22 protein-coding genes are annotated in these 20,351 nt (G+C 62.8%); 9 read left to right on the plus strand and 13 right to left on the minus strand.

Going from position 1 to position 20,351, the window contains the following annotated elements; genetic code table 11:
• Positions 1-7: 7 nt before the first annotated feature.
• From ybaK to JET14_RS15635, 3 genes are all read right to left on the minus strand, one after another.
• Positions 8-481, minus strand: a complete 474-nt coding sequence (gene ybaK / locus JET14_RS15625) for a Cys-tRNA(Pro) deacylase (RefSeq protein ID WP_024708978.1) — start codon at positions 479-481, stop codon at positions 8-10.
• Between the two features lie 4 nt (positions 482-485).
• Positions 486-839, minus strand: a complete 354-nt coding sequence (locus tag JET14_RS15630; RefSeq protein ID WP_200334695.1) for an ArsC family reductase — start codon at positions 837-839, stop codon at positions 486-488.
• Between the two features lie 74 nt (positions 840-913).
• Complete coding sequence (locus JET14_RS15635; protein ID WP_200334696.1) at positions 914-1,903, minus strand: Gfo/Idh/MocA family protein; 990 nt, start codon at positions 1,901-1,903, stop codon at positions 914-916.
• 168 nt (positions 1,904-2,071) lie between these two features.
• Here JET14_RS15635 and JET14_RS15640 point away from each other — a divergent pair, with 168 nt between their 5' ends.
• Positions 2,072-3,022, plus strand: a complete 951-nt coding sequence (locus JET14_RS15640) for an aldo/keto reductase (RefSeq protein WP_200334698.1) — start codon at positions 2,072-2,074, stop codon at positions 3,020-3,022.
• Positions 3,019-3,471: a GNAT family N-acetyltransferase gene (locus JET14_RS15645; protein ID WP_200334699.1), complete on the plus strand. Its 453-nt coding sequence runs from the start codon at positions 3,019-3,021 to the stop codon at positions 3,469-3,471. Before JET14_RS15640 ends, JET14_RS15645 begins: the two co-directional genes overlap by 4 nt.
• A 7-nt stretch (positions 3,472-3,478) precedes the next feature.
• Here JET14_RS15645 and upp read toward each other — a convergent pair whose 3' ends face one another.
• From upp to JET14_RS15660, 3 genes are all read right to left on the minus strand, one after another.
• On the minus strand, positions 3,479-4,108 hold the full coding sequence (upp, locus tag JET14_RS15650) for a uracil phosphoribosyltransferase (protein WP_024708973.1): 630 nt from the start codon (positions 4,106-4,108) through the stop codon (positions 3,479-3,481).
• A gap of 114 nt (positions 4,109-4,222) precedes the next feature.
• Complete coding sequence (locus tag JET14_RS15655; RefSeq protein WP_200334700.1) at positions 4,223-5,191, minus strand: adenosine deaminase; 969 nt, start codon at positions 5,189-5,191, stop codon at positions 4,223-4,225.
• On the minus strand, positions 5,188-6,408 hold the full coding sequence (locus JET14_RS15660) for a phosphopentomutase (RefSeq protein WP_200334701.1): 1,221 nt from the start codon (positions 6,406-6,408) through the stop codon (positions 5,188-5,190). Before JET14_RS15660 ends, JET14_RS15655 begins: the two co-directional genes overlap by 4 nt.
• A gap of 150 nt (positions 6,409-6,558) precedes the next feature.
• On the opposite strand from JET14_RS15660, the gene JET14_RS15665 reads away from it, so the two are divergent.
• On the plus strand, positions 6,559-6,738 hold the full coding sequence (locus tag JET14_RS15665) for a hypothetical protein (RefSeq protein ID WP_183485794.1): 180 nt from the start codon (positions 6,559-6,561) through the stop codon (positions 6,736-6,738).
• 6 nt (positions 6,739-6,744) lie between these two features.
• Here JET14_RS15665 and JET14_RS15670 read toward each other — a convergent pair whose 3' ends face one another.
• A complete protein-coding gene (locus JET14_RS15670) occupies positions 6,745-7,983 on the minus strand; it encodes a Zn-dependent hydrolase (protein WP_200334702.1) in 1,239 nt (412 codons plus the stop codon).
• 338 nt (positions 7,984-8,321) lie between these two features.
• On the opposite strand from JET14_RS15670, the gene JET14_RS15675 reads away from it, so the two are divergent.
• From JET14_RS15675 to JET14_RS15700, 6 genes are all read left to right on the plus strand, one after another.
• A complete protein-coding gene (locus JET14_RS15675; RefSeq protein WP_200334703.1) occupies positions 8,322-9,881 on the plus strand; it encodes an ABC transporter substrate-binding protein in 1,560 nt (519 codons plus the stop codon).
• Between the two features lie 376 nt (positions 9,882-10,257).
• The gene (locus JET14_RS15680) at positions 10,258-11,202 is read left to right on the plus strand and encodes an ABC transporter permease (RefSeq protein WP_200334704.1); all 945 of its coding nucleotides are present in this window, start codon (positions 10,258-10,260) and stop codon (positions 11,200-11,202) included.
• On the plus strand, positions 11,202-13,142 hold the full coding sequence (locus JET14_RS15685) for a dipeptide/oligopeptide/nickel ABC transporter permease/ATP-binding protein (protein WP_200334706.1): 1,941 nt from the start codon (positions 11,202-11,204) through the stop codon (positions 13,140-13,142). Before JET14_RS15680 ends, JET14_RS15685 begins: the two co-directional genes overlap by 1 nt.
• Positions 13,135-14,124 carry an ABC transporter ATP-binding protein gene (locus JET14_RS15690; RefSeq protein WP_200334708.1) on the plus strand — a complete coding sequence of 330 codons (990 nt, stop codon included), beginning with the start codon at positions 13,135-13,137 and terminating at the stop codon, positions 14,122-14,124. Before JET14_RS15685 ends, JET14_RS15690 begins: the two co-directional genes overlap by 8 nt.
• A complete protein-coding gene (locus tag JET14_RS15695; protein WP_200334710.1) occupies positions 14,121-14,921 on the plus strand; it encodes a FadR/GntR family transcriptional regulator in 801 nt (266 codons plus the stop codon). Before JET14_RS15690 ends, JET14_RS15695 begins: the two co-directional genes overlap by 4 nt.
• Positions 14,922-14,934: 13 nt before the next feature.
• Positions 14,935-15,879 (plus strand): acetamidase/formamidase family protein, encoded by a 945-nt coding sequence (locus JET14_RS15700; RefSeq protein ID WP_200334711.1) that lies wholly within the window; start codon positions 14,935-14,937, stop codon positions 15,877-15,879.
• A gap of 66 nt (positions 15,880-15,945) precedes the next feature.
• Here JET14_RS15700 and JET14_RS15705 read toward each other — a convergent pair whose 3' ends face one another.
• The 6 genes from JET14_RS15705 to JET14_RS15730 form a co-directional block, all read right to left on the minus strand.
• Entirely contained in the window at positions 15,946-16,485 is a 540-nt protein-coding gene (locus JET14_RS15705; protein WP_024708962.1) for a peroxiredoxin, read from the minus strand.
• A 244-nt stretch (positions 16,486-16,729) separates the two neighbouring features.
• A complete protein-coding gene (locus tag JET14_RS15710; protein ID WP_024708961.1) occupies positions 16,730-17,338 on the minus strand; it encodes a LysE family translocator in 609 nt (202 codons plus the stop codon).
• Between the two features lie 61 nt (positions 17,339-17,399).
• Complete coding sequence (gene ureC, locus JET14_RS15715; protein WP_200334712.1) at positions 17,400-19,112, minus strand: urease subunit alpha; 1,713 nt, start codon at positions 19,110-19,112, stop codon at positions 17,400-17,402.
• Between the two features lie 24 nt (positions 19,113-19,136).
• Complete coding sequence (locus JET14_RS15720) at positions 19,137-19,493, minus strand: GFA family protein (RefSeq protein ID WP_200334713.1); 357 nt, start codon at positions 19,491-19,493, stop codon at positions 19,137-19,139.
• 2 nt (positions 19,494-19,495) lie between these two features.
• Positions 19,496-19,801, minus strand: coding sequence for an urease subunit beta (locus tag JET14_RS15725; RefSeq protein ID WP_200334714.1), 306 nt, complete (start codon positions 19,799-19,801; stop codon positions 19,496-19,498).
• Positions 19,788-20,351, minus strand: coding sequence for a hypothetical protein (locus tag JET14_RS15730; RefSeq protein WP_200334715.1), 564 nt, complete (start codon positions 20,349-20,351; stop codon positions 19,788-19,790). The genes JET14_RS15725 and JET14_RS15730 overlap by 14 nt, the downstream gene beginning before the upstream one ends.

Here is a 20,351-nt window from a genome sequence, read left to right on the forward strand (position 1 = left end):
CTTGGTATTATGCGATAATGCCCGCCGTTTCCGCGCCGAGCGCTTTCACCGCATCGGCCGGCGCAAGCTTCACCTGAAGGCCGCGCTGGCCGCCATTCATGATCACGTAAGGGTGGCCAAGGGCGGCGGCTTCAAAGACCACCGGCACGCGCTTTCTCTGGCCGAAGGGCGAGATGCCGCCGACGTGATAGCCGGAAAGCCGCTCGGCGGCGGGCACATCCAGCATATGCGCATGCTTGCCCTTGAAGACGGCGGCAAGCTTCTTCATCGAGACCTCGGCATTCGACGGCAGAACGGCGCAGACCGGCTTGCCGTCGACCTCGGCCATCAACGTCTTCAACACGCGTTCCGCCGGCTCGCCAATGGCCTCGGCCGCCTGCAGCCCCACCTTGAAGGCGTTCGGGTCATAGTCATATTGCTGGATCGTGTAGGTTACACCGGCCTTGTCGAGAAACCGGGTCGCCTGCGTCGTTTTCGCCATCGTCTTACGCCTTGCCGAAAAACGCCGCGTAGTCATCCGGCTTGAAACCGACGATCAGCCGGTCGCCGTCCTCCAGCACCGGGCGCTTGATCATCGATGGGTTTGCGAGCATCAGCGCGATCGCCTTGTCCCGGTCGAGGCCCTGCTTTTCGGCGTCGTCCAGCTTGCGGAAGGTCATGCCGGCGCGGTTCAGCACCTTTTCCCAGCCCGCCGCATCGCACCAGCGCGAAAGACGCGCGCGATCGATGCCGGCCTTCTTGTAGTCGTGGAACGCATAGGCGACGTCGTGTGCATCAAGCCAGGTCCAGGCCTTCTTCATCGTGTCGCAGTTTTTAATGCCGTAAAGCGTCGTCGCCATGGCCTCGATCTTTCAAAAAAGGCAGGCGGTCTTTCAGGCCGCCTGCGATCCAGTGATAATCCGCCCGTCAGCGATCAAACCGTCTCCCAGCCGCCGTCCAGCTTGCCGGCGCGGTAGATCGCATCGATCACGCGCTGGTTCTTCACCGAATCCTCCAGCGAGAACACCTCGACCTCACCGCCGGCAGCCGCCTTCGAGAACGCCTCGACCTCGCGGACATATTGCCGGCTGTCCTGGAAACGGAACGCCTGGGTCTCGGAGTGGCTCTGGTTGGAGAGCAGCACCGTTTCCTCGCCCCAGCGATTGGCGTTGAAGGGCGAGACCACCTCGATCAGACCCTTGGTGCCGTGGAAGGCCATGGCCTGACGGTTAGCGAGCTGGGTGGAGACGTAGAAGCTCATCTCGAAGCCCGGGAACTCCGCCTTGACGGAGGCATAGATATCCGTGCCGAATTCGCTGTCATAGCGCACCGTCGCCTGCAGCCGTTCGGGCTCTTCTCCGGTGGCAAAACGGGTCGTCACCGTCGGATAGACGCCGATATCCGGCAGGCCGCCGCCCCCGAGTTCCGGGATATTGCGCATATTGGTCGCATCGCGCAGGAAATAGGAAAACGCCCCCTGCACATGCTGCAGCTCGCCGATCTCGCCGTCGGCCAGAAGCGCGCGGACCTTGGTCCAGACCGGCGCATAGGTAACCATGAAGGCCTCGCTGATCAGCACCTTGTTGCGGTCGCGCGCGGCGATCACCGGTTCGATGTCCCCGGCCTTCAGCGCCAGCGGCTTTTCCACCAGGACATGTTTTCCGGCGTCCGCCGCCTTGATCGCCCATTCCACATGCTGGGAGGTCGGCAGCGGGATATAGACCGCGTCGATCGTATCGCTCGCCAGCATCTCCTCGTAGGAGGCGAAGGCATGCGGCGCGCCGAAACGGGTCGCCATCGCCTGCGCCCGCTCCAGATCGCGGCTGGCAACGGCCGCAAGCACCGCATTTTCCGCGTCGACGATTGCCGGCACCACGAGTTCGCGACCGATCTTGGCGGTCGAGACTATACCAAAACGCAACATGGGGAATCCTCACCTGTTATTTCGGCGGCCAGCATAGGAACCGGCAGGCGGGTGTGCAAGCGGCTCGATAGCCAGTTCACGGCCTCGCCGCCCGTGGGCTCCATTGCCATGCGGGGACGGGCAACCTACGTTAGGAACAGCGACGTCACCAGCACCCGGGAGAAGAACATGCACATGCGAAGACTTGGCAGAACGGATATCGACATCGCACCTGTCGTCTTCGGCGGCAACGTGTTCGGCTGGACGGCGGATGAACAGACCTCCTTCGCGCTGCTGGACCGCTTCGTCGGCGCCGGCTTCAATGCCATCGACACGGCCGATGTCTATTCCGCATGGGCCGAGGGCAACAAGGGCGGCGAGTCCGAGACAATCATCGGCAATTGGCTGAAGCGCGGCGGCGTGAAGCGCGAGGATGTCGTCATCATTACCAAGGTCGGCTCGGAGATGGGCCCCGGCAAGAAGGGGCTGAAGGAAGACTGGATCATGCAGGCCGTCGAAGATTCGCTCCGCCGGCTGCAGACCGACTATCTCGACGTCTACCTCGCGCACTGGCCGGACCCCGAGACCGAGTATGAGGAGACGATCACGGCCTTCACCAAGCTGCGGGAGCAAGGCAAGGTCCGCGCCATCGGCGCGTCGAACCTTGACGCGGCGCAGCTTGAGGAAGCGCTGAGGGTCGCCGAACATACCGGCCGGGCGCGCTATGACGTGCTGCAGCCGGAATATAACCTCTATGCCCGCTCCGGCTTCGAGGGCGCGCTGGCGGAACTCTGCGTCGAGCACGATATCGGCGTGATCACCTATTTCAGCCTCGCATCCGGCTTTCTCACCGGCAAGTACAAATCCGCCGACGACACTGCGGGCAGCGCGCGCGGCGGCGGTGTGGCGAAGTATTTCGACGATCGCGGAAAGCGGATACTCAAGGCGCTGGAGACGGTTTCCGCCGATACCGGCGAGCATCCGGCGGCGATCGCGCTGGCCTGGCTGATGACCCGGCGCGGCGTCACCGCGCCGATCGCCAGCGCCTCGCGGCTCGAGCAGATGGACACGCTCCTGCGCGCGCCGGAGATCGAGCTTTCGCAAGAGGCGTTGCAGCTGCTTCAGGAAGCCGGCGAATGAGCAGCATAACCATCCGTACGGCAGTGGCCGCGGACAAGCCGGGCTGGCTTGACCTCTGGCAGGGTTACCTGACCTTCTATGGCAGCGCGATCGGTCCGGAAGTGACAGAAACCACATGGTCGCGCATTACAGACCCGATCGTTCCCGTTTTCACCCGGCTCGCAATTTTCGGTGACAAGCCGGTCGGCTTTGCCACCTGCATTCTCCATCCGCGCACATGGGCGATTGAGCCCGCCTGCTATCTGGAGGACCTGTTCGTGGATGAAACCATGCGCGGGCGCGGCATCGGCAGACGGCTGATCGATGACCTGATCGCGATGGGCAAGCGCGATGGCTGGACCAACCTCTACTGGCACACCAATTCCGACAACGAGACGGCGCGCAGGCTCTACGACCGCTATGACAAGGCCGACGATTTCGTACGATACCGCCTGCCACTGAAGGGATGAAGGCTTCTTACTTGGTGCCGTACATCCGGTCGCCGGCATCGCCGAGACCCGGCACGATATAGCCCTTCTCGTTCAGATGGCTGTCGATGGCGGCGGTGTAGACCGGCACGTCCGGATGGCTGTTGCGGAAATGCTCGATCCCCTCGGGCGCGGCCAGGAGGCAAAGGAAGCGGATATTGGAAACGCCGCGCTCCTTCAGCCGGTCGATGGCGGCGATCGACGAATTGCCCGTCGCCAGCATCGGATCGACGACGATCACCAGCCGCTCGCCGATATCTTCCGGCGCCTTGAAGAAATACTCGATCGCTTCCAGCGTCTCGTGATCGCGGTAGACGCCGATATGGGAGACGCGGGCCGAGGGCACGAGGTCGAGCATGCCCTCAAGCAGGCCGTTGCCGGCGCGCAGGATGGAGGCGAAGACCAGCTTCTTGCCTTCCAGAACCGGCGCTTCCATCGTCGTCAGCGGCGTCTCGATCGTCTCCATGGTGAGTTCGAGATCGCGCGTCACCTCATAGCAGAGCAGCGTCGAAATCTCGCGGAGCAGCCGACGGAAGCCGGCCGTGGACGTGTCCTTCTGACGCATCTTCGTCAGCTTGTGTTGAACCAGGGGGTGGTCGATGACCGTTACGCCGTCCATGAGCTTCAATCCCGCTTTGATCGTTCCGTGCTGAAACCTTCTATGGCGCAAAAGGGGCCGGCGCGGCAAGCACCGCGCCCGCCTTCGCGCCGAAACGCCGATTTTTCCACTGTTTCAGCCGCGCAGCAGGGCAAGAAGCCTTTCGCGCGTTTTCTCGTCGACAAAGGCGGCGGCAATCGCCGTCTCCGTCATGCGGGCGGTCTCTTCCGGCGAGAATCCCAGTTCGCTCTCCGCGATCTCGTATTCCCGCGCCAGCGACGTGCCGAAGAAGGGCGGATCGTCGGAATTGAGCGTCACCCGAACGCCCGCATCAACCAGTTGGCGCAGCGGATGGGCGCGGAAGTACGGATAGACGGAAAGCGCGATGTTCGAGCCGGGACAGACCTCCAGCACCACGCCTTCGTCGGTCAGCCTTCGCACCAGTTCGGGATCTTCGACCGCCCGGACGCCGTGACCGATCCGGTCGGGCCGCACAAGATCCAGCGCATCACGCACGGAATCCGGTCCGCAGACTTCGCCGGCATGGATCGTCAGCTTCAGTCCGCCGTCACGGGCGATGTCGAAGGCGCGCGCGTAATCGGCGACGCGGCCCATGCGCTCGTCGCCCGCCATGTTGAAACCGGTCAGCAGCGGAAAGCCGCAGGCAACGGCATAGCGCGCAGCCCCCTCCACCTGTTCCGGACCCATATGCCGCTCGCCGATCATCACCATGCGGCACTCGATCCCGGTTTTCGCCTTCGCCGCATCGATGCCGGCAGAGATCGCCCGCATATAGGCATCGCGGGAAAGACCGGCGGCAAGTCCCTGTTCGGGCGAGACGAACAGCTCGGAATAGATCGCGCCATCGGCGGCAAGCTCGCCGAGATAGGCCTCGGCAAGGGCGGCGAAATCCTCCTCGGCGCGAAAGACATTGGCTATCGCGGCATAGCAGGCGATGAAGCTCGAGAAGTCATGCCAGACATAACGGCCGTCGCGGAGCCAGGCGGAAAGATCGATGCCGTATTTTGTCGCAAGGCGCGCGGCAAGGGCCGGCGGCGTCGCCCCTTCGATATGGCAGTGGAGTTCGGCTTTCGGTGTCGTCACAGGAAGGATGCTCCGTATCTGCCGGGGTCGAGCCCGAGGTGATGGGCAATACTCTCGCCGATATCGGCATAGGTCTCGCGCAGGCCCAGCGATCCCGGCTGAAGCCCCGGGCCAAAGACCAGGACCGGCACGCGCTCGCGGGTGTGGTCGGAACCGCGCCAGGTCGGATCGCAGCCGTGGTCGGCCGTCAGCACCGCGATGTCACCCGGCCTCATTCGCGCGGCGATCTCCTCGATGCGGGCATCGAACGCCTCGAGTGCGGCCGCATAGCCCGCCACATCCCGGCGGTGGCCGTAGACCATGTCGAAGTCGACGAGATTGGTGAACACCAGGTCGCCCTCGCCCGCCTCGTCCATCGCCTTCAGGCTGGCCGTCACCAGCGCATCATTGCCGTCCGCCTTGATCAGACGGGTCACGCCCTTGCCGGCAAAGATGTCGGAGATCTTGCCGACGGCGAGCACGTTGCGGCCTGCCGCCGTCAACCGGTCGAGCAGCGTTTCCTCCGGTGGGGCGATCGAGAAATCGCGGCGGTTGCCCGTCCGCTTGAAGGTTTCGGCCGTCTCCCCGATGAAGGGACGCGCGATTACGCGCCCGATATTGAGGTCATAGGTCAGTTCGCGCACGACTTCGCAGAGTTTCAGCAGTCGCTCGAGGCCGAAATGATATTCGTGGGCGGCGATCTGGAACACGCTGTCGGCGGAGGTGTAGAAGATCGGCCGCCGCGTCCAGACATGCTCCTGGCCGAAGCGCTTGATGATCTCCGTGCCCGAAGCGTGGCAATTGCCGAGGCTGCCGGAAATGCCGGCCTCGCGATAGATCGCGTCGAGAAGCTCTTGCGGAAAACAGTCTGGCTGATCGGGGAAATAGCCCCAGTCGAACATCACCGGCGTGCCGGCAATCTCCCAATGGCCCGAAGGCGTGTCCTTGCCGCGCGAAACCTCGTTCGCCGCGCCGTAGCGACCCAGAAGCCGTTCCGGCTGTTCCATGCTGGCGGGATAATGCCGTGTCGCAAGCTTCGCAGCTTCCAGAAGGCCGAGCGCGGAAAGATTGGGCAATTTCAGCGGGCCGGAGCGCAGACCCGCCCGATCTCCGAGGCCCGCGGCGCAGAACTCGGCGATGTGGCCGAGCGTATCGGCGCCGAGATCGCCATAGGCCTTCGCATCCGGCGCGCCGCCGATGCCGAAGGAATCGAGAACATAGAGAAAGGCACGGGCCATCGGACGCTCAATCCTGCGCTGAAAAATCGTTTTCCTCTTCTATCGTCTGGCATTCCTGATGGCAAACGCCCTTGCGGCCGGGGAACCAGAGCCGGTTTCCATGTGTTTAGAAGATGATAACCATGTTTCTTAACGCCGAAGGAAGGCAGGATGATCATGCTGACAGCCATCGACACGATCAAGGCGAGCACTGTCATGCCCGAAAGAAGCAGCAGCAGAAAAGGCGAGGCCGGAAGCCAGGCCGGCGAACTGGCGCTGATCGCCGGCGTCCTCCTGGCCGCAACCGCTCTGGTGATCTTCGCCGCTCTCCGGCTTTACGCCGTCAGTTGATCCCGCTCAGGCGGCAAGCCGCATCAACGCCGCCAGCATGAGTTCCGCGCCCTTTTCGATATCCGCCCATTCGGAATATTCCTCCGGCGCGTGCGAAATGCCGTTGCGGCTCGGCACGAAGATCATCGCCGAGGGGCAGAGCGCCATCATCGTCTGCGCGTCGTGGCCGGCGCCGGAGATCATGCGTCTGGCCGGAAGGCCGAGTGACGCGGCTTCCTCGGAGAGGAGATCGACAAGCCCGACGTCGAAAGCGACCGGCGCAATGACGCTCTTTTCCTCGATTTCGTGGGCAAGGCCGTGTTTTGCCGCGACCGCCGCCGTCGCGCGGTAGAACAGCCTTTGCAGGCCGCGCATGACGCCTTCCGAGGCATCCCGGATGATCACGGAGAAGATCGCTTCGCCCGGCACCGTATGCGGATGGTTGGGCACAAGCTCCACCTTGCCGATCGTGATCCTGGCGATCTCGGACGGCGACTGCGCGATCATGTCCGGGATCTGAACGGCGATCTCGGCAAGGCCGGCAAAGGCGTCGGCGCGCATGTCCATGGGCGTCGTGCCGGAATGGTTGGCCGTGCCCTTCAGCGTGACCTGCAGGTTGACGATTCCGGTCGCGCCTTCCGGCAGGCCGATCGCGATCCCCTCGCGCTCCAGCACCGGCCCCTGCTCGATATGAAGTTCGAGAAAGGCTTTGACGGAGCCCTTTGGCCGGGCAGCGCCGAGCACGGCTTCCGGTTCCAGTCCTTGGGCGCGCATCGCATCTGCCAGCAGCACGCCGTCGGCATCGGCGGCGGATGACAGCCATCCAGCCGTCACCAGGCCGGCGATTGCCTGCGACCCGAGCATGCCGCCGAAGCGGCCCTCCTCTTCCGAGGTCGCCACGACCTCGACGGGAACGGAAGGCGTCACGCCGGCCTCCTTCATCGCCCGCACGCATTCCAGCGCGACAGCCACGCCCAGCGCCCCGTCGAAGGCGCCGCCGTCGACGACAGTATCAAGGTGTGAGCCGACCATGATCGAAGGGCCGTCCGACCCGCCGAAACGCCCGAAAACCGAGTTCGCGCCGTCGCGCGTCACAACAAGGCCATCGTCTTGCATTTCCCCGGCAAACCAGTCGCGCACGGCCATGTCGGCATCGGAAAAACCCGGCCTGTTGAACCCCGCACCGGGTTTTCCGGCGCCGAAACGGCTGATGCCGTCGAGAAGGGCCCTGAGCCGCCCGGGATTGATCTTCGGTTTGCTGTTCATCGCTGCCGGCCTCCCCTTGTTATCTGCCGCAAGGCGGCTTTCCCATCGGGCAATTTATTATGATAATTCCCGGCAACCCGCAAATCGCGGCGGCGCCTCCGCTCTGCCCGAAAGAACGACGGAGCCGCAGGCGCGCGACTTTCACAGCGCGCATTGACAGCGCCGGCAGGCCGCGTGACGTCATTTTCGCTTGGACCGGAGCTACGACTAAGTTTTTGATTTTTCTTCGCCATTCCGCGTGGAGAATAGACAGGGTTGTAATTTATTATGATCAATCCTTGTAAATTACAGAATTTTCATAATTAATTAATGAAATACCAACAGAGGAGAACCGATTGATGAAACGCCTTCTCGCAGCCGCGCTGGCTGCCGCGTCGCTCGCCATCGGCGCGCCGGCGATCGCCCAGACCCCGCCCAATGTTCTGGTCGTCGGCCAGATCGCCGAACCGAAATCGCTCGACCCGGCCGTCGACACCGCCGTCAATGATTTCCGCATCCTGGTGAACATGTATGACGGCCTTGTGCGCTACAAGGACGGCACGCTTGAGGTTGAGCCTGCGCTTGCAGAGAGTTGGGAGATTTCCGAGGACGGAAAGACCTACACCTTCAAGCTGCGCGAGGGCGTGACCTTCCATGACGGTTCGCCCTTCAATGCCGAGGCGGTGAAGTTCAACTTCGACCGCATGCTGGATGAGAACAGCGAATATTACGACACCGGGCCGTTCCCGCTGTCCTTCTTCTTCTCCTCCGTCGACACCGTCGAGGTGGTTGACGACATGACGGTGAAGTTCACGCTCTCTGCACCCTACGCCCCCTTCCTCTCCAACCTCGCCTATCCGACCGGCCTGATCGTCTCGCCGGCGGCGGTCAAGGAATATGGCGCCGATTTCGGCCGTCATCCTTCCGGCACGGGCGCTTTCAAATTCGAGGAATGGGACCCGAATTCCAAGGTCGTCGTTTCCAAGAACGCCGACTACTGGGACGGCGCGCCGCCGCTTGAGGCTGTCGTTTTCCGCCCCGTCACCGATGCCAATACCCGCGTTGCCGAAATGATGTCAGGCGGGCTCGACGTGATGGTCGAGGTGCCGCCGGATTCCCTGTCGCAGTTTTCCGACAGCGACCGCTACAAGGTCTATGAGCAGGCCGGGCCGCATGTCTGGTTCCTGATCCTGAACCTCAAGGACGGCGTCTTCGCCGACAAGAAGATCCGCCAGGCCGTCAACTACGCCATCAACAAGGAAGCAATCGTCAACGACATTCTTCAGGGCACGGCCGATGTTGCCGCCGGCCCAACGCCACCGGCCTTCGCCTGGGCCTATGACGAAAGCCTCTCGCCCTATCCTTACGATCCGGAGAAGGCCAAATCGCTGCTCGAAGAGGCCGGTTATGACGGCTCGGAGCTGACCTTCTACGTCACCGAGGGCGGTTCGGGCATGCTGGAACCGCAGGCCATGGCCACCCAGATCCAGGCCGATCTCGAAGCCGTGGGGATGCCGGTCAAGATCGAGACCTATGAGTGGAACACCTTCCTCGGCAAGGTGAACCCCGGCCTCGAAGGCAAGGCCGACATGGCGGAAATGGCATGGATGACCAACGATCCGGACACCCTGCCCTTCCTGGCGCTCAGGACCGATGCCTTCCCCGACAAGGGCGGCTTCAACTCGGGCTACTACTCCAATCCGGAGGTCGACAAACTGCTCGAGGAAGCCCGCACCGCCACCGACCAGGCCAGGCGCGCCGAGCTCTACAAAGAGATGCAGGCGATCGTGCAGGACGATGCCCCCTGGGCCTTCGTCGCCAACTGGAAACAGAACGCCGTGACCAAGGCGAGCGTAGAGAACTTCAAGCTCCAGCCGTCGTTCTTCCTGCTGCTGCAGAAGGTGGCAAAGCCGAACTGAGCGGGGCCGCATAGCCTCCATCAATCTCCCCCCCTTAAGGGGGAGATGTCGCGAAAGCGACAGAGAGGGGTGGACCCTATCCGAGAGCACGGAGACTGCGGCCTTCAGGGCTTACGCCTCCCCCCGCGAGAAGAACAAGCAGCCGCATTCGGAAGCTGCTCCTCACTCCCAATACTCTCTCCCGCTGGCGGGAGAGATGCCCCGAAAGGGGCAGTGAGGGTGGCGCGGCATCTCGTCTCGTGAGGGCGTTCGAGGGGATACTCTCCCCCTCACTGTCGCTTTCGCGACATCTCTCCCCTCCGGGGCGAGAAGATTGGGGGGCTTTGCGGCAATCGCCGTTTGCCCTTGATCGCATGGCCACCACGGAGAACACGCCATGGCGCATTATATCCTCAGGCGGCTGCTGACCGTCATTCCGGTGCTTCTCGGCCTGACCGTGATCGTGTTCGCGATCATGGCGATGATCCCCGGCGATCCGGCGACGGCAATCCTCGGCTCCTACGCCACGCCGGAAAATGTCGGCCGCGTCAACAAGGCGCTCGGCCTCGACAAGCCGCTGGTGCAGCAATATTTCATCTGGCTCGGCAATATTCTCCAGGGCGATTTCGGCCGTTCCTACACGCAGAACCGGCCGGTGATCGACATCATCACCGAGCGTTTCGGCAACACGCTGATCCTTGCCGGCACCTCGCTCATTCTCTGTTCCATCCTCGGCCTTCTGGCCGGCATCGTCTCGGCGGTGCGCCAGTATGGCCTCACCGACAAGCTGGTCACTTTTTTCGTGCTGATCGGCATCTCGGTCCCTTCCTTCTGGCTCGGCCTGCTCCTGATCCTGCTTTTCGCCGTCAAGCTGCAATGGCTGCCGGCAAGCGGCATGTATGCGATCTATGGCGGCGGCGGACCGATCGATCTGCTGAAACACCTGATCCTACCCGCCTTTACCCTGTCCGTGGTGGCAACCGGCGTTGTCGCCCGGCTGACACGCACCTCAATGCTCGAAGTGCTGCGTCAGGACTATATCCGCACCGCCCGCGCCAAGGGGCTGAAGGAGCGCCGGGTGATCATGCGCCACGCCTTCAAGGCGGCGCTTGTCTCCGTCATTCCGGTCCTCGGCATTCAGGCCGGTTTCGTGCTCGGTGGCGCGGTCTATATCGAGACCGTGTTCCAGTGGCCGGGCATCGGTTCCATGCTGGTGACCGCGATATCCACCCGCGACCTGCTGACGGTCCAGGGGGGCGTACTGATCGTTGCAGCCGCCTATGTGCTTTTCAATCTGGCCGCCGATGTCGTCCAGACCATGCTTGACCCGAGGTTGCGCTGATGACCGATGCCACTGCAGACAGCGCGCCGCGCAACAAGGCGAAGAAGAGCGACCGCCCGAGCGCGCTGAAGCTCCTGTTCAACAATACGCTGGCGACCGCGGGCCTGATTGTCTTCGCCATCATCGTGCTCATCGCGCTGGCCGCCCCCATCCTGCCGCTGCAGGCGCCGAATGTGACGGACCCGTCGGTACGCCTTTCTCCGCCCCTGACCGAGGGCCATCTTCTCGGCACCGATGCGCTCGGCCGCGATCTGCTTTCGCGTCTCATCTGGGGCACGCGCGTAAGCCTCGCCGTCGGCGTTTCCGCCACGCTGATCGCCGCGTTCTTCGGGTCCCTGATCGGGCTTGTCGCGGGCTACGCGGGCGGGCGCACCGACAATATCCTGATGCGCGGCATCGATATGGTCATGGCGTTTCCCTACATCCTGCTGGCGCTCGCGATCGTCGCCGTTCTCGGCCCCGGCCTCTTGAACGCGCTCTACGCCATCGCCGTGGTCAATATCCCCTTCTTTGCCCGTAACATCCGCGGCATGACGCTCGGCCTCTCAAGACGTGAATTCGTCGATGCGGCTCGGCTATCCGGCAAATCGCACGTCTCCATCCTTTTCGGCGAAGTGCTGCCGAACGTGCTGCCGGTGATCATCATCACCATGTCGACCACGATCGGCTGGATGATTCTCGAAACGGCGGGACTCTCCTTCCTCGGTCTCGGGGCCCAGCCGCCGCAGGCCGATCTCGGCTCCATGCTCGGCGACGGCCGCAAGGTGCTGTTCACCGATGCCTATGTCTCCATGGTGCCGGGCCTGATGATCTTTGCCCTCGTCATGAGCATCAATCTTCTCGGCGACGGTATTCGCGATGTGCTCGACCCCCGGCTGAAGTCCGGCGCGCTTGCGCGTCCCGGCGCGCGCACGGCGGTGAAGCGCGAAAGCGTGCCCGATCGCGGGCAGAGGCCCGGAACGGTACTGGACGTCCAGGAGATGCGCACCGAGTTCCATATCGGCGGCAGCATCTACAAGGCCGTCGGCGGGGTCGACCTCTACATGCGCCAGGGCGAATGCGTCGGCCTTGTCGGCGAGTCCGGTTCCGGCAAATCGGTCACCGCCATGTCGCTGATGGGCCTGGTGCCGACGCCGCCTGGACGCATCGCCGGCGGCGCGGCCTGGCTCGACGATGAGGACCTCTTTGCCGCGAGCGACGAGCGCATTCGCCAGTTGCGCGGCGGTGATGTCTCCCATGTGTTTCAGGACCCGCTGTCCACGCTGCACCCGCTTTTTACCGTCGGCGACCAGCTGATCGAGGCCATCCAGGCGCACCAGCCAGTGTCGAAAAAGGAGGCGCGCGACAAGGCGGCGGCGCTTCTGGAATCGGTCCGCATTCCCAATGCTGCGGAAAGGCTGAAGGCCTTCCCGCACGAACTCTCCGGCGGCATGCGCCAGCGTATTTCCATTGCCATGGCGCTGGCCAATGACGCCAAGGTGATCATTGCCGACGAGCCGACGACGGCGCTCGACGTGACCGTGCAGGCGCAAATCCTCGAACTGATGAACGGGCTGCGCAAGGAGCGCGATACGGCGATCCTGTTCATCACCCATGATTTCGGCGTAGTCTCCGCCATTTGCGATCGGGTGGCGGTGATGTATGCCGGTCGCATCGTCGAGACCGGCACGACCGAGGAAATCCTCGAGCGTCCGGCCCATCCCTATACGGCCAAGCTGATCGAATGCGTGCCCGTGCTCGGAGAACCCGACCGCCGGCTTGATGCGATCGAAGGACGTCCGCCGGTGGTCAACAACCTGCCGGACGGCTGCGCCTTTGCCGACCGCTGTCCTTTCGTTCAGGACGACTGTCGCAGCGGCGATATCGCCATGACCGAACTTGGCGAGGAGCGCGGCGTGCGCTGCCTCCACCCGCTCAACAGGGAGACCGCCGATGGCTGAGGATGTGTTGATCGCAATCGACCGGGCGGAACGCACTTTCGGCGGCGGCAAGACGCTGTTCGGCAGGAAGCTTCCCGCCGTACACGCCGTTCAGGATGTCACCATCGACGTGAGAAAGGGCGAGACCCTCGGCATTGTCGGCGAATCGGGCTGCGGCAAGTCCACGCTTGCCCGCCTGCTTTCCGGCCTCGACATGCCGACGGGCGGAAAGATCTCCTTCGAAGGCAAGGATCTGGTCGAGGAAGCGCGGAAGAACCCGCGCGCGCTGGCGCGGCAGGTGCAATATGTGTTTCAGGACCCGGTCTCCTCGCTCAACCCGCGCAAAAAGGTCCGCACCATCCTGGAAGCCCCGCTCATCCACCTGTTGAAACTCAACAAGGCCGAACGGCAAAAGCGGCTCGAAGAACTGATGAACGCGGTCAACCTGGCGCCGGAATTCCTTGACCGCTACCCGCATGAATTCTCCGGCGGCCAGGCCCAGCGGATCGGCATCGCGCGGGCGCTTGCCGCCAATCCGGAGGTGATCGTGCTCGATGAGCCGGTCTCCGCGCTCGATGTCTCGGTACAGGCGCAGGTGCTCAACATTCTGGACAATCTGAAGGCGCGGTTCGGGCTCACCTACCTGTTCATCAGCCATGACCTCTCGGTGGTCGAGTCGATCTCCGACCGGGTGGCGGTGATGTATTTCGGCCGGATCGTCGAGCTCGGCACGCGCGATCAGGTCTTTTCCGACGCGCTCCACCCCTACACGCATCTCCTCTTGAACTCCGCCCCGGCGCCCGGCCGAAAGGCTGTTTCCGGCGGTGACCGGGAAGCCGAACTGCCCGACCCATACAATCCGCCGCCGGGCTGCGCCTTCTTCGCCCGCTGTCAGAGCGGAACGGATGCGTGCCGGCGCTCCGTTCCGCCGATCGACGAGGCGATGGGGGAAGCAGGCCACAAGGCCGCCTGCTTCCACCCGATGACGAAAAGGACGGCATGAGCAACCCCAGTCTTGAAAGCCGGCAGGCCTTCGGCCCGCCCTTCGCGGAGAAGAAGCGCAAGCGCCCCGATGTGATTGCCGACATGCTGCGCGACCGGATGATCGATGCTGACCTGAAGCCCGGGGATCGCATGCCGCCTGAATGGCTCGAGGAAGATGCCCTGCGGGCCTCGCGCGGAACCGTGCGCGAAGCGCTGAAAATCCTCGAATTCCAGGGCCTGATTGCCTCGAAGACGGGGCCGGGCGGCGGCATCTTCGTCCGCGCCGTACAGCCGGCCGAGGCGATTCAGACCGTGACCAGCCTGTTCCTCCAGGCGCCGCCGTCGATCGCCGATATCTACGCGCTGCGCAAGACGCTGGAACCCGAACTGGCCGCCGATGCCGCCCTGCATCTGCCGGCCTCCGCCATTCAGTCGCTGCAGGACAAGATCCGGCTTTACGAGGGCGAGGCGGAAACGGCGGAAGAGGAGTATATCCAGCGTCTTGCCGAGCTCGATTTTCATGCCGAACTTGCCCGCCACGCGCAAAACCCGGTCCTGGGCTTTGCCTGCGGACTGCTGCTCAACCTTCTGCGCGATCTTCCCATCTGCCGGGCCATCTATGAGGAGCGCAATCCGGGCCTGCGCGAGACAGGTATTTTCTACCAGATCGAGCTGATCAAGGCGATCCGCGCCAGGGACGCGGCGAAAGCGCGCGCCATCATGGCGGAACATATGGTCGAGGCCGAGGCTTACATGCTTGAGCGCGAACGCCTGAACGCATCGCGCAAGCCGGGTCGCGACAGCGACCACGCGTGACGAGCCGGGAGAAATGCCGATGAAATGCGCACACACGATCCACGACCATCAGGGCCATCTCGGCTGGGACCGGTCGATCGATCCTGTTCTCGTCGCCCGGTCGGGCGAGACGGTCGCGTTTTCCTGCCGCGATGCCGGCAACGGGCACTATGGCCCGGAGAGCACGGCAGCGGATATCCTGACGGCGGAGCCCGGCCAGGCCAACCCGTTGACGGGTCCGCTCTATGTCGAAGGGGCAAGGCCCGGCGACGCACTCAGGGTCACCATCAATGAATTCGCGCCTTCGGGTTTTGGCTGGACGGCGATCATTCCCGGATTCGGCCTTCTGGCGGATCATTTCTCCGGGCCGCGGCTGAAGCTCTGGAACTATGAGACCGATATCTCGGAACCGGCCGTTTTCAATGCGCTGGCGCGCATTCCGCTGCGTCCCTTCATCGGCACGATCGGGGTCGCCATGGCCGAACCCGGCAATCACGCGGTGATCCCGCCGCGCCATGTGGGCGGCAATATGGACATTCGCGACGTCGCGGCCGGCACCACGCTCTATCTGCCCGTGGAAGTCGAGGGCGCTTTGCTCTCCATCGGCGACACCCACGCCGCCCAGGGCGACGGAGAGGTCTGCGGCACCGCCATCGAAAGCGCCATGGATGTTTCCGTCACCGTCGACGTGATCGAAGGCGCCGCGCCGAAGACGCCGTATTTCGTCACACCCGGCCCCATTGCGCGTCACCTCGACGGCGCCGGCTATGACGTGACCACCGGTATCGGGCCCGACCTGATGGAGGCGGCACGCGTGGCTGTCTCGAACATGATCGACCGCCTGGCAAAGACCCGCAATCTCGATCCAGCCGACGCCTATATGCTCTGTTCGGTCGCCGGCGACCTGAAGATCAGCGAAATCGTCGACGCGCCCAACTGGGTGGTCTCGTTCTATTTTCCGCGGATCGTGTTTGGATAGGGCCATTGAAAAAGGCGGCCGTAAAGCCGACCGCCTCGTAATCACGTCACGTCGATATTGCAGGCCTCAGGCGGCCTTGGATTCGCCCTTGAGGCTTTCCAGAATGTTCTGCGGCGCGGAGACGCCGTAGGGGTCGGTCTCGCACAGGTCGGAGAAGCCTTCTTCCTCGAACCATTTCTCGACGACGCCGTCATTGATCACGGCAGCGTAGCGCCAGGAGCGCATGCCGAAGCCGAGATTGTCCTTGTTGACCAGCATGCCCATCTTGCGGGTGAATTCGCCGGAGCCGTCCGGGATGACCTTGACGTGCTCGAGATTCTGGCCCTTGGCCCAGGCGTTCATAACAAATGCATCGTTGACCGACATGCAGTAGATGTCGTCAATGCCCTGGGCCTGGAACTCGGGGAAAAGCTTCTCGAAGTCGGGCAACTGGTAGGTCGAGCAGGTCGGCGTGAAGGCGCCCGGCAGCGAAAACAGAATGACCCGCTTGCCCTTGAAGTAGTCGTCCGAGGACATGTCCTGCCAGCGGAACGGGTTCGGCCCTTCGATGCTTTCATCGCGAACACGCGTGCGGAAGGTTACGTTCGGAACTCTGCGACCGATCATCTCAATCTCCTGTTGTCTTCAGCCCTTGAGAAGGAATTCTGTTTTGGAAAGGTTGAGGGATTTTATCAATTTTCAAATCGGAATAAAGGTACAACCTTAGAATTATTCCAATCTGATGGCTGCCATGCGCGCAACGCATGGCAATTCCCTCATCTCAGCCAAGCAGTTTCAATGTGATAGCGGTCAGGCGCCATTCAACCCGATGGCACTGCGTCATTCCGACGCACCCCGACAGCGCCCGCGCTCAGTGACGCGCGAGCGCCATCGAACCGCCGGCGAAGATCAGCGCCGCGCCGACGGCGCGGTTCAGCTGCACGAACACCCGGCTGGATGCGATGAAACGCCCGAGCAGCGCGCCGCCGGCGACATAGAGGCAGACGGCAACGACCTCCATGACCAGAAAGGCAAGGCCCATGGCCGTCAGTTGCGGCCAGATCGGCCCGCCCTCGACGATGAACTGCGGAAAGAAGGCGGTGAAGATGGCGATCGCCTTGGGATTGGTGATCGCGATCGAGAAATCGCGCCGCATCAGCGCGGCAATGCTGGCGTCAAGCGCCTGCATCTCGGCAAGCGCCCTCGCCTTGATGAGGATCTGGATGCCGACATAGACGAGATAGACCGCGCCGACGAGCTTGATGACCAGAAAGGCGGTGGCGGACGCGGCAAGAACAGCGCCGAGCCCCGCGACCGTGATCGCGATCAGAAAGGCAAAGGCCGGCATCCGCCCCATGCCGCCGAGCAGGCCACGCACCGCGCCGAGCCGCGCGCCGTTGGAAAAGGCCAGCATATTGTTCGGTCCCGGCGCGCAGTTGAGCGCGAAACAGGCCGGTATGAATACTTCCCATGCGGTCATGCTTGGCCCCTTTGATAGCAAGGAAGGAGACCCTTTCAGGCCGCCTCCGTCCGAGCTTCCTCTAAAACAGGAAATACCGCTGCGCCATCGGCAGAACATCCGCCGGTTCGCAGGTCAGCACCTCGCCATCGGCGCGCACCTCGTAGGTTTCCGGATCGACGGAGATGTCCGGCGTTGCCGAATTGTGCACCATCGAGGCCTTGGAAATGCCGCCGCGCGTATTCTTGACCGGCAGAAGCTGCTTGGCAACGCCCAGCTTGTGGGCCAGGCCGGCATCGAGCGAGGCTTCGGAGACGAAGGTGACGGAGGAATTGGTGCGCGACTTGCCATAGGCGCCGAACATGTAGCGGTAATGCATCGGCTGCGGCGTCGGGATCGAGGCGTTCGGATCGCCCATCTGGGCGGCCGCGATCGTGCCGCCGATGATGATCATCTCCGGCTTGACGCCGAAAAGCGCCGGGTTCCACATGACGAGGTCGGCCCGTTTTCCCACTTCCACCGAACCAATCTCGTGGGAAAGTCCGTGGGCGATCGCCGGGTTGATCGTGTATTTGGCGATGTAGCGCTTCACCCTGAAATTGTCGTTCTGACCGGTCTCCTGCGCCAGACGTCCGCGCTGACGCTTCATCTTGTCGGCCGTCTGCCAGGTGCGGATGATGACCTCGCCGACGCGACCCATGGCCTGGCTGTCCGAAGAGATGATGGAGAAGGCGCCGATATCATGCAGGATGTCTTCCGCCGCGATCGTCTCCTTGCGGATGCGGCTCTCGGCGAAGGCGATGTCTTCGGGAATAGACGGCGACAGGTGATGGCAGACCATCAGCATGTCGAGATGTTCGGCGATCGTGTTGACCGTATAGGGCCGCGTCGGGTTGGTCGAGGACGGGATGACGTTGGAAAGGCCGCAGATCTTGATGATGTCCGGCGCATGGCCGCCGCCCGCCCCTTCCGTATGGAAGGCGTGGATGGTGCGGCCCTTGAAGGCCTCCACGGTATCCTCGACGAAGCCCGATTCATTCAACGTATCCGTGTGGATCATTACCTGGACGTCGTATTTGTCGGCCACGGTGAGGCAGTTGTCGATCGCCGCCGGCGTCGTGCCCCAGTCCTCATGCAGTTTCAGCGCGGCAGCGCCGCCAAGCACCTGCTCCTCCAGCGCGCCCGGCAGCGAGGCATTGCCCTTGCCGGAGAAGGCGAGATTCATCGGGAAAGCGTCGGCGGCCTGGATCATCCGCTCGATATGCCAGGGACCGGGCGTGCAGGTGGTGGCGAATGTGCCATAAGCCGGCCCCGTGCCGCCGCCCAGCATGCAGGTGAGGCCTGACATCAGCGCCTCCTCGATCTGCTGCGGGCAGATGAAGTGAATATGGGCGTCCATGCCGCCGGCGGTGACGCACTTGCCCTCGGCCGAAATCACCTCCGTGCCCGGCCCGACGATGATGTCGACGCCGGCTTGCGTATCCGGATTGCCGGCCTTGCCGATGCCGGCGATGCGGCCGTCCTTGATGCCGATATCGGCCTTGACGATGCCCCAGTGGTCGATGATCAGCGCATTGGTCATCACCGTGTCGACCGCGCCTTCCGCGCGCGACGCCTGGCTCTGGCCCATGCCGTCGCGGATCACCTTGCCGCCGCCGAACTTCACCTCGTCGCCATAGCGGGTAAAATCCTTTTCCACCTCGACGAAGAGTTCCGTATCGGCAAGGCGCACCTTGTCGCCCGTGGTCGGCCCGAACATGGACGCATATGAGGCGCGAGACATCTTGAAAGGCATGGAGTTCCTCCTGGGGCGGGAAATTTATACGGCCGCGCCGTCGTAATGCTGTGAGCTGAGGCTGCGGGGATCGACCCCGTCAAGGCAATTGGCGTTGACCGCCACCATCGCCGTTCCGTCGGGGCCCGTGGCATAGGCAAAGCTCTCGATGCCGCAGGTCTTGCAGAACAGGTGATGGATCTGGCGCTTGTTGAACAGGTATTCGGTCAGGTTGTCCTCGCCGCTGTTCAGCGTGAAGTCTTCGCGCGGCGCAAACGCCAGCACCGAACCGAGACGCCTGCAGCGCGAGCAATTGCAGGTGACGGTGTGGCCGAGTTCGATATCAACATCGAAATCGACAGCTCCGCACTGACAGCTTCCGTGGTAGTGCCGAACAGCCATTGTCAGAGCTTCCCCATGATTTCCTGTCGGAACCCGTAGACCGTGCGGTTGCCGGCAAAGGGCACCAGCGTCACGTCGCGGGTCTGGCCGGGCTCGAAGCGAACGGCCGTTCCGGCTGCGATATCGAGCCGCATGCCACGCGCCTTGTCGCGCTCGAAGGCAAGCCCCGGATTGGCCTCGAAAAAATGGTAGTGACTGCCCACCTGAACCGGCCGGTCGCCGGTATTGGAGACAGTGACGGTGACGGTCGGCAGACCGGCATTGATCTCGATTTCGCCCTCTGCGGGGATCATTTCACCGGGGATCATTTTCAAAGCCTCCAAGTATATACCAAAGTGATACCAATGCAGGAGCGACGATAGCCAAACATAAAAGATAATCCTCCATTCCAAAACCGTGCCGCGAGGTTACCGCCACACCAATCTCGCGCGAGACCCCTACGAAGACCGGAATAAGGGTTAAACCCAGCCACCAAAAGGTCCGGACTCTCCTGACCGAACTCTTGCCGCGCTCAGATCGACGGGCACGATAGAATCTAGTATACCCGCTAACGTGCCCCAAGACTCGTCTTTCGATAAGCACGATGTAATCGCGAATTTCAGCAGCCTCTTGCCAAAGGGATACGTACTGGAAATACAGAAAAGTATTCAGCACCGGAGGAAGAACAAAAAGGCTGCGTTTCCACCAGTCACCTTCTATGTCGCTGTAGCCGAAACCAATGGCATAAACAGCTCCAGCACTCGTAACTGCGAACAACTGGACTCGGTTGATCAATTGGCTGATTTCGTTGATCTGCCGACGAAGCTCGCTCATCTCCGTCGTTAAGTAGGCCGACTGCTGCTCATCAAGAGCGCTCAT

Origin of the sequence: Martelella lutilitoris, assembly GCF_016598595.1 — a bacterium.
GTDB classification, from domain to species: domain Bacteria; phylum Pseudomonadota; class Alphaproteobacteria; order Rhizobiales; family Rhizobiaceae; genus Martelella; species Martelella lutilitoris_A.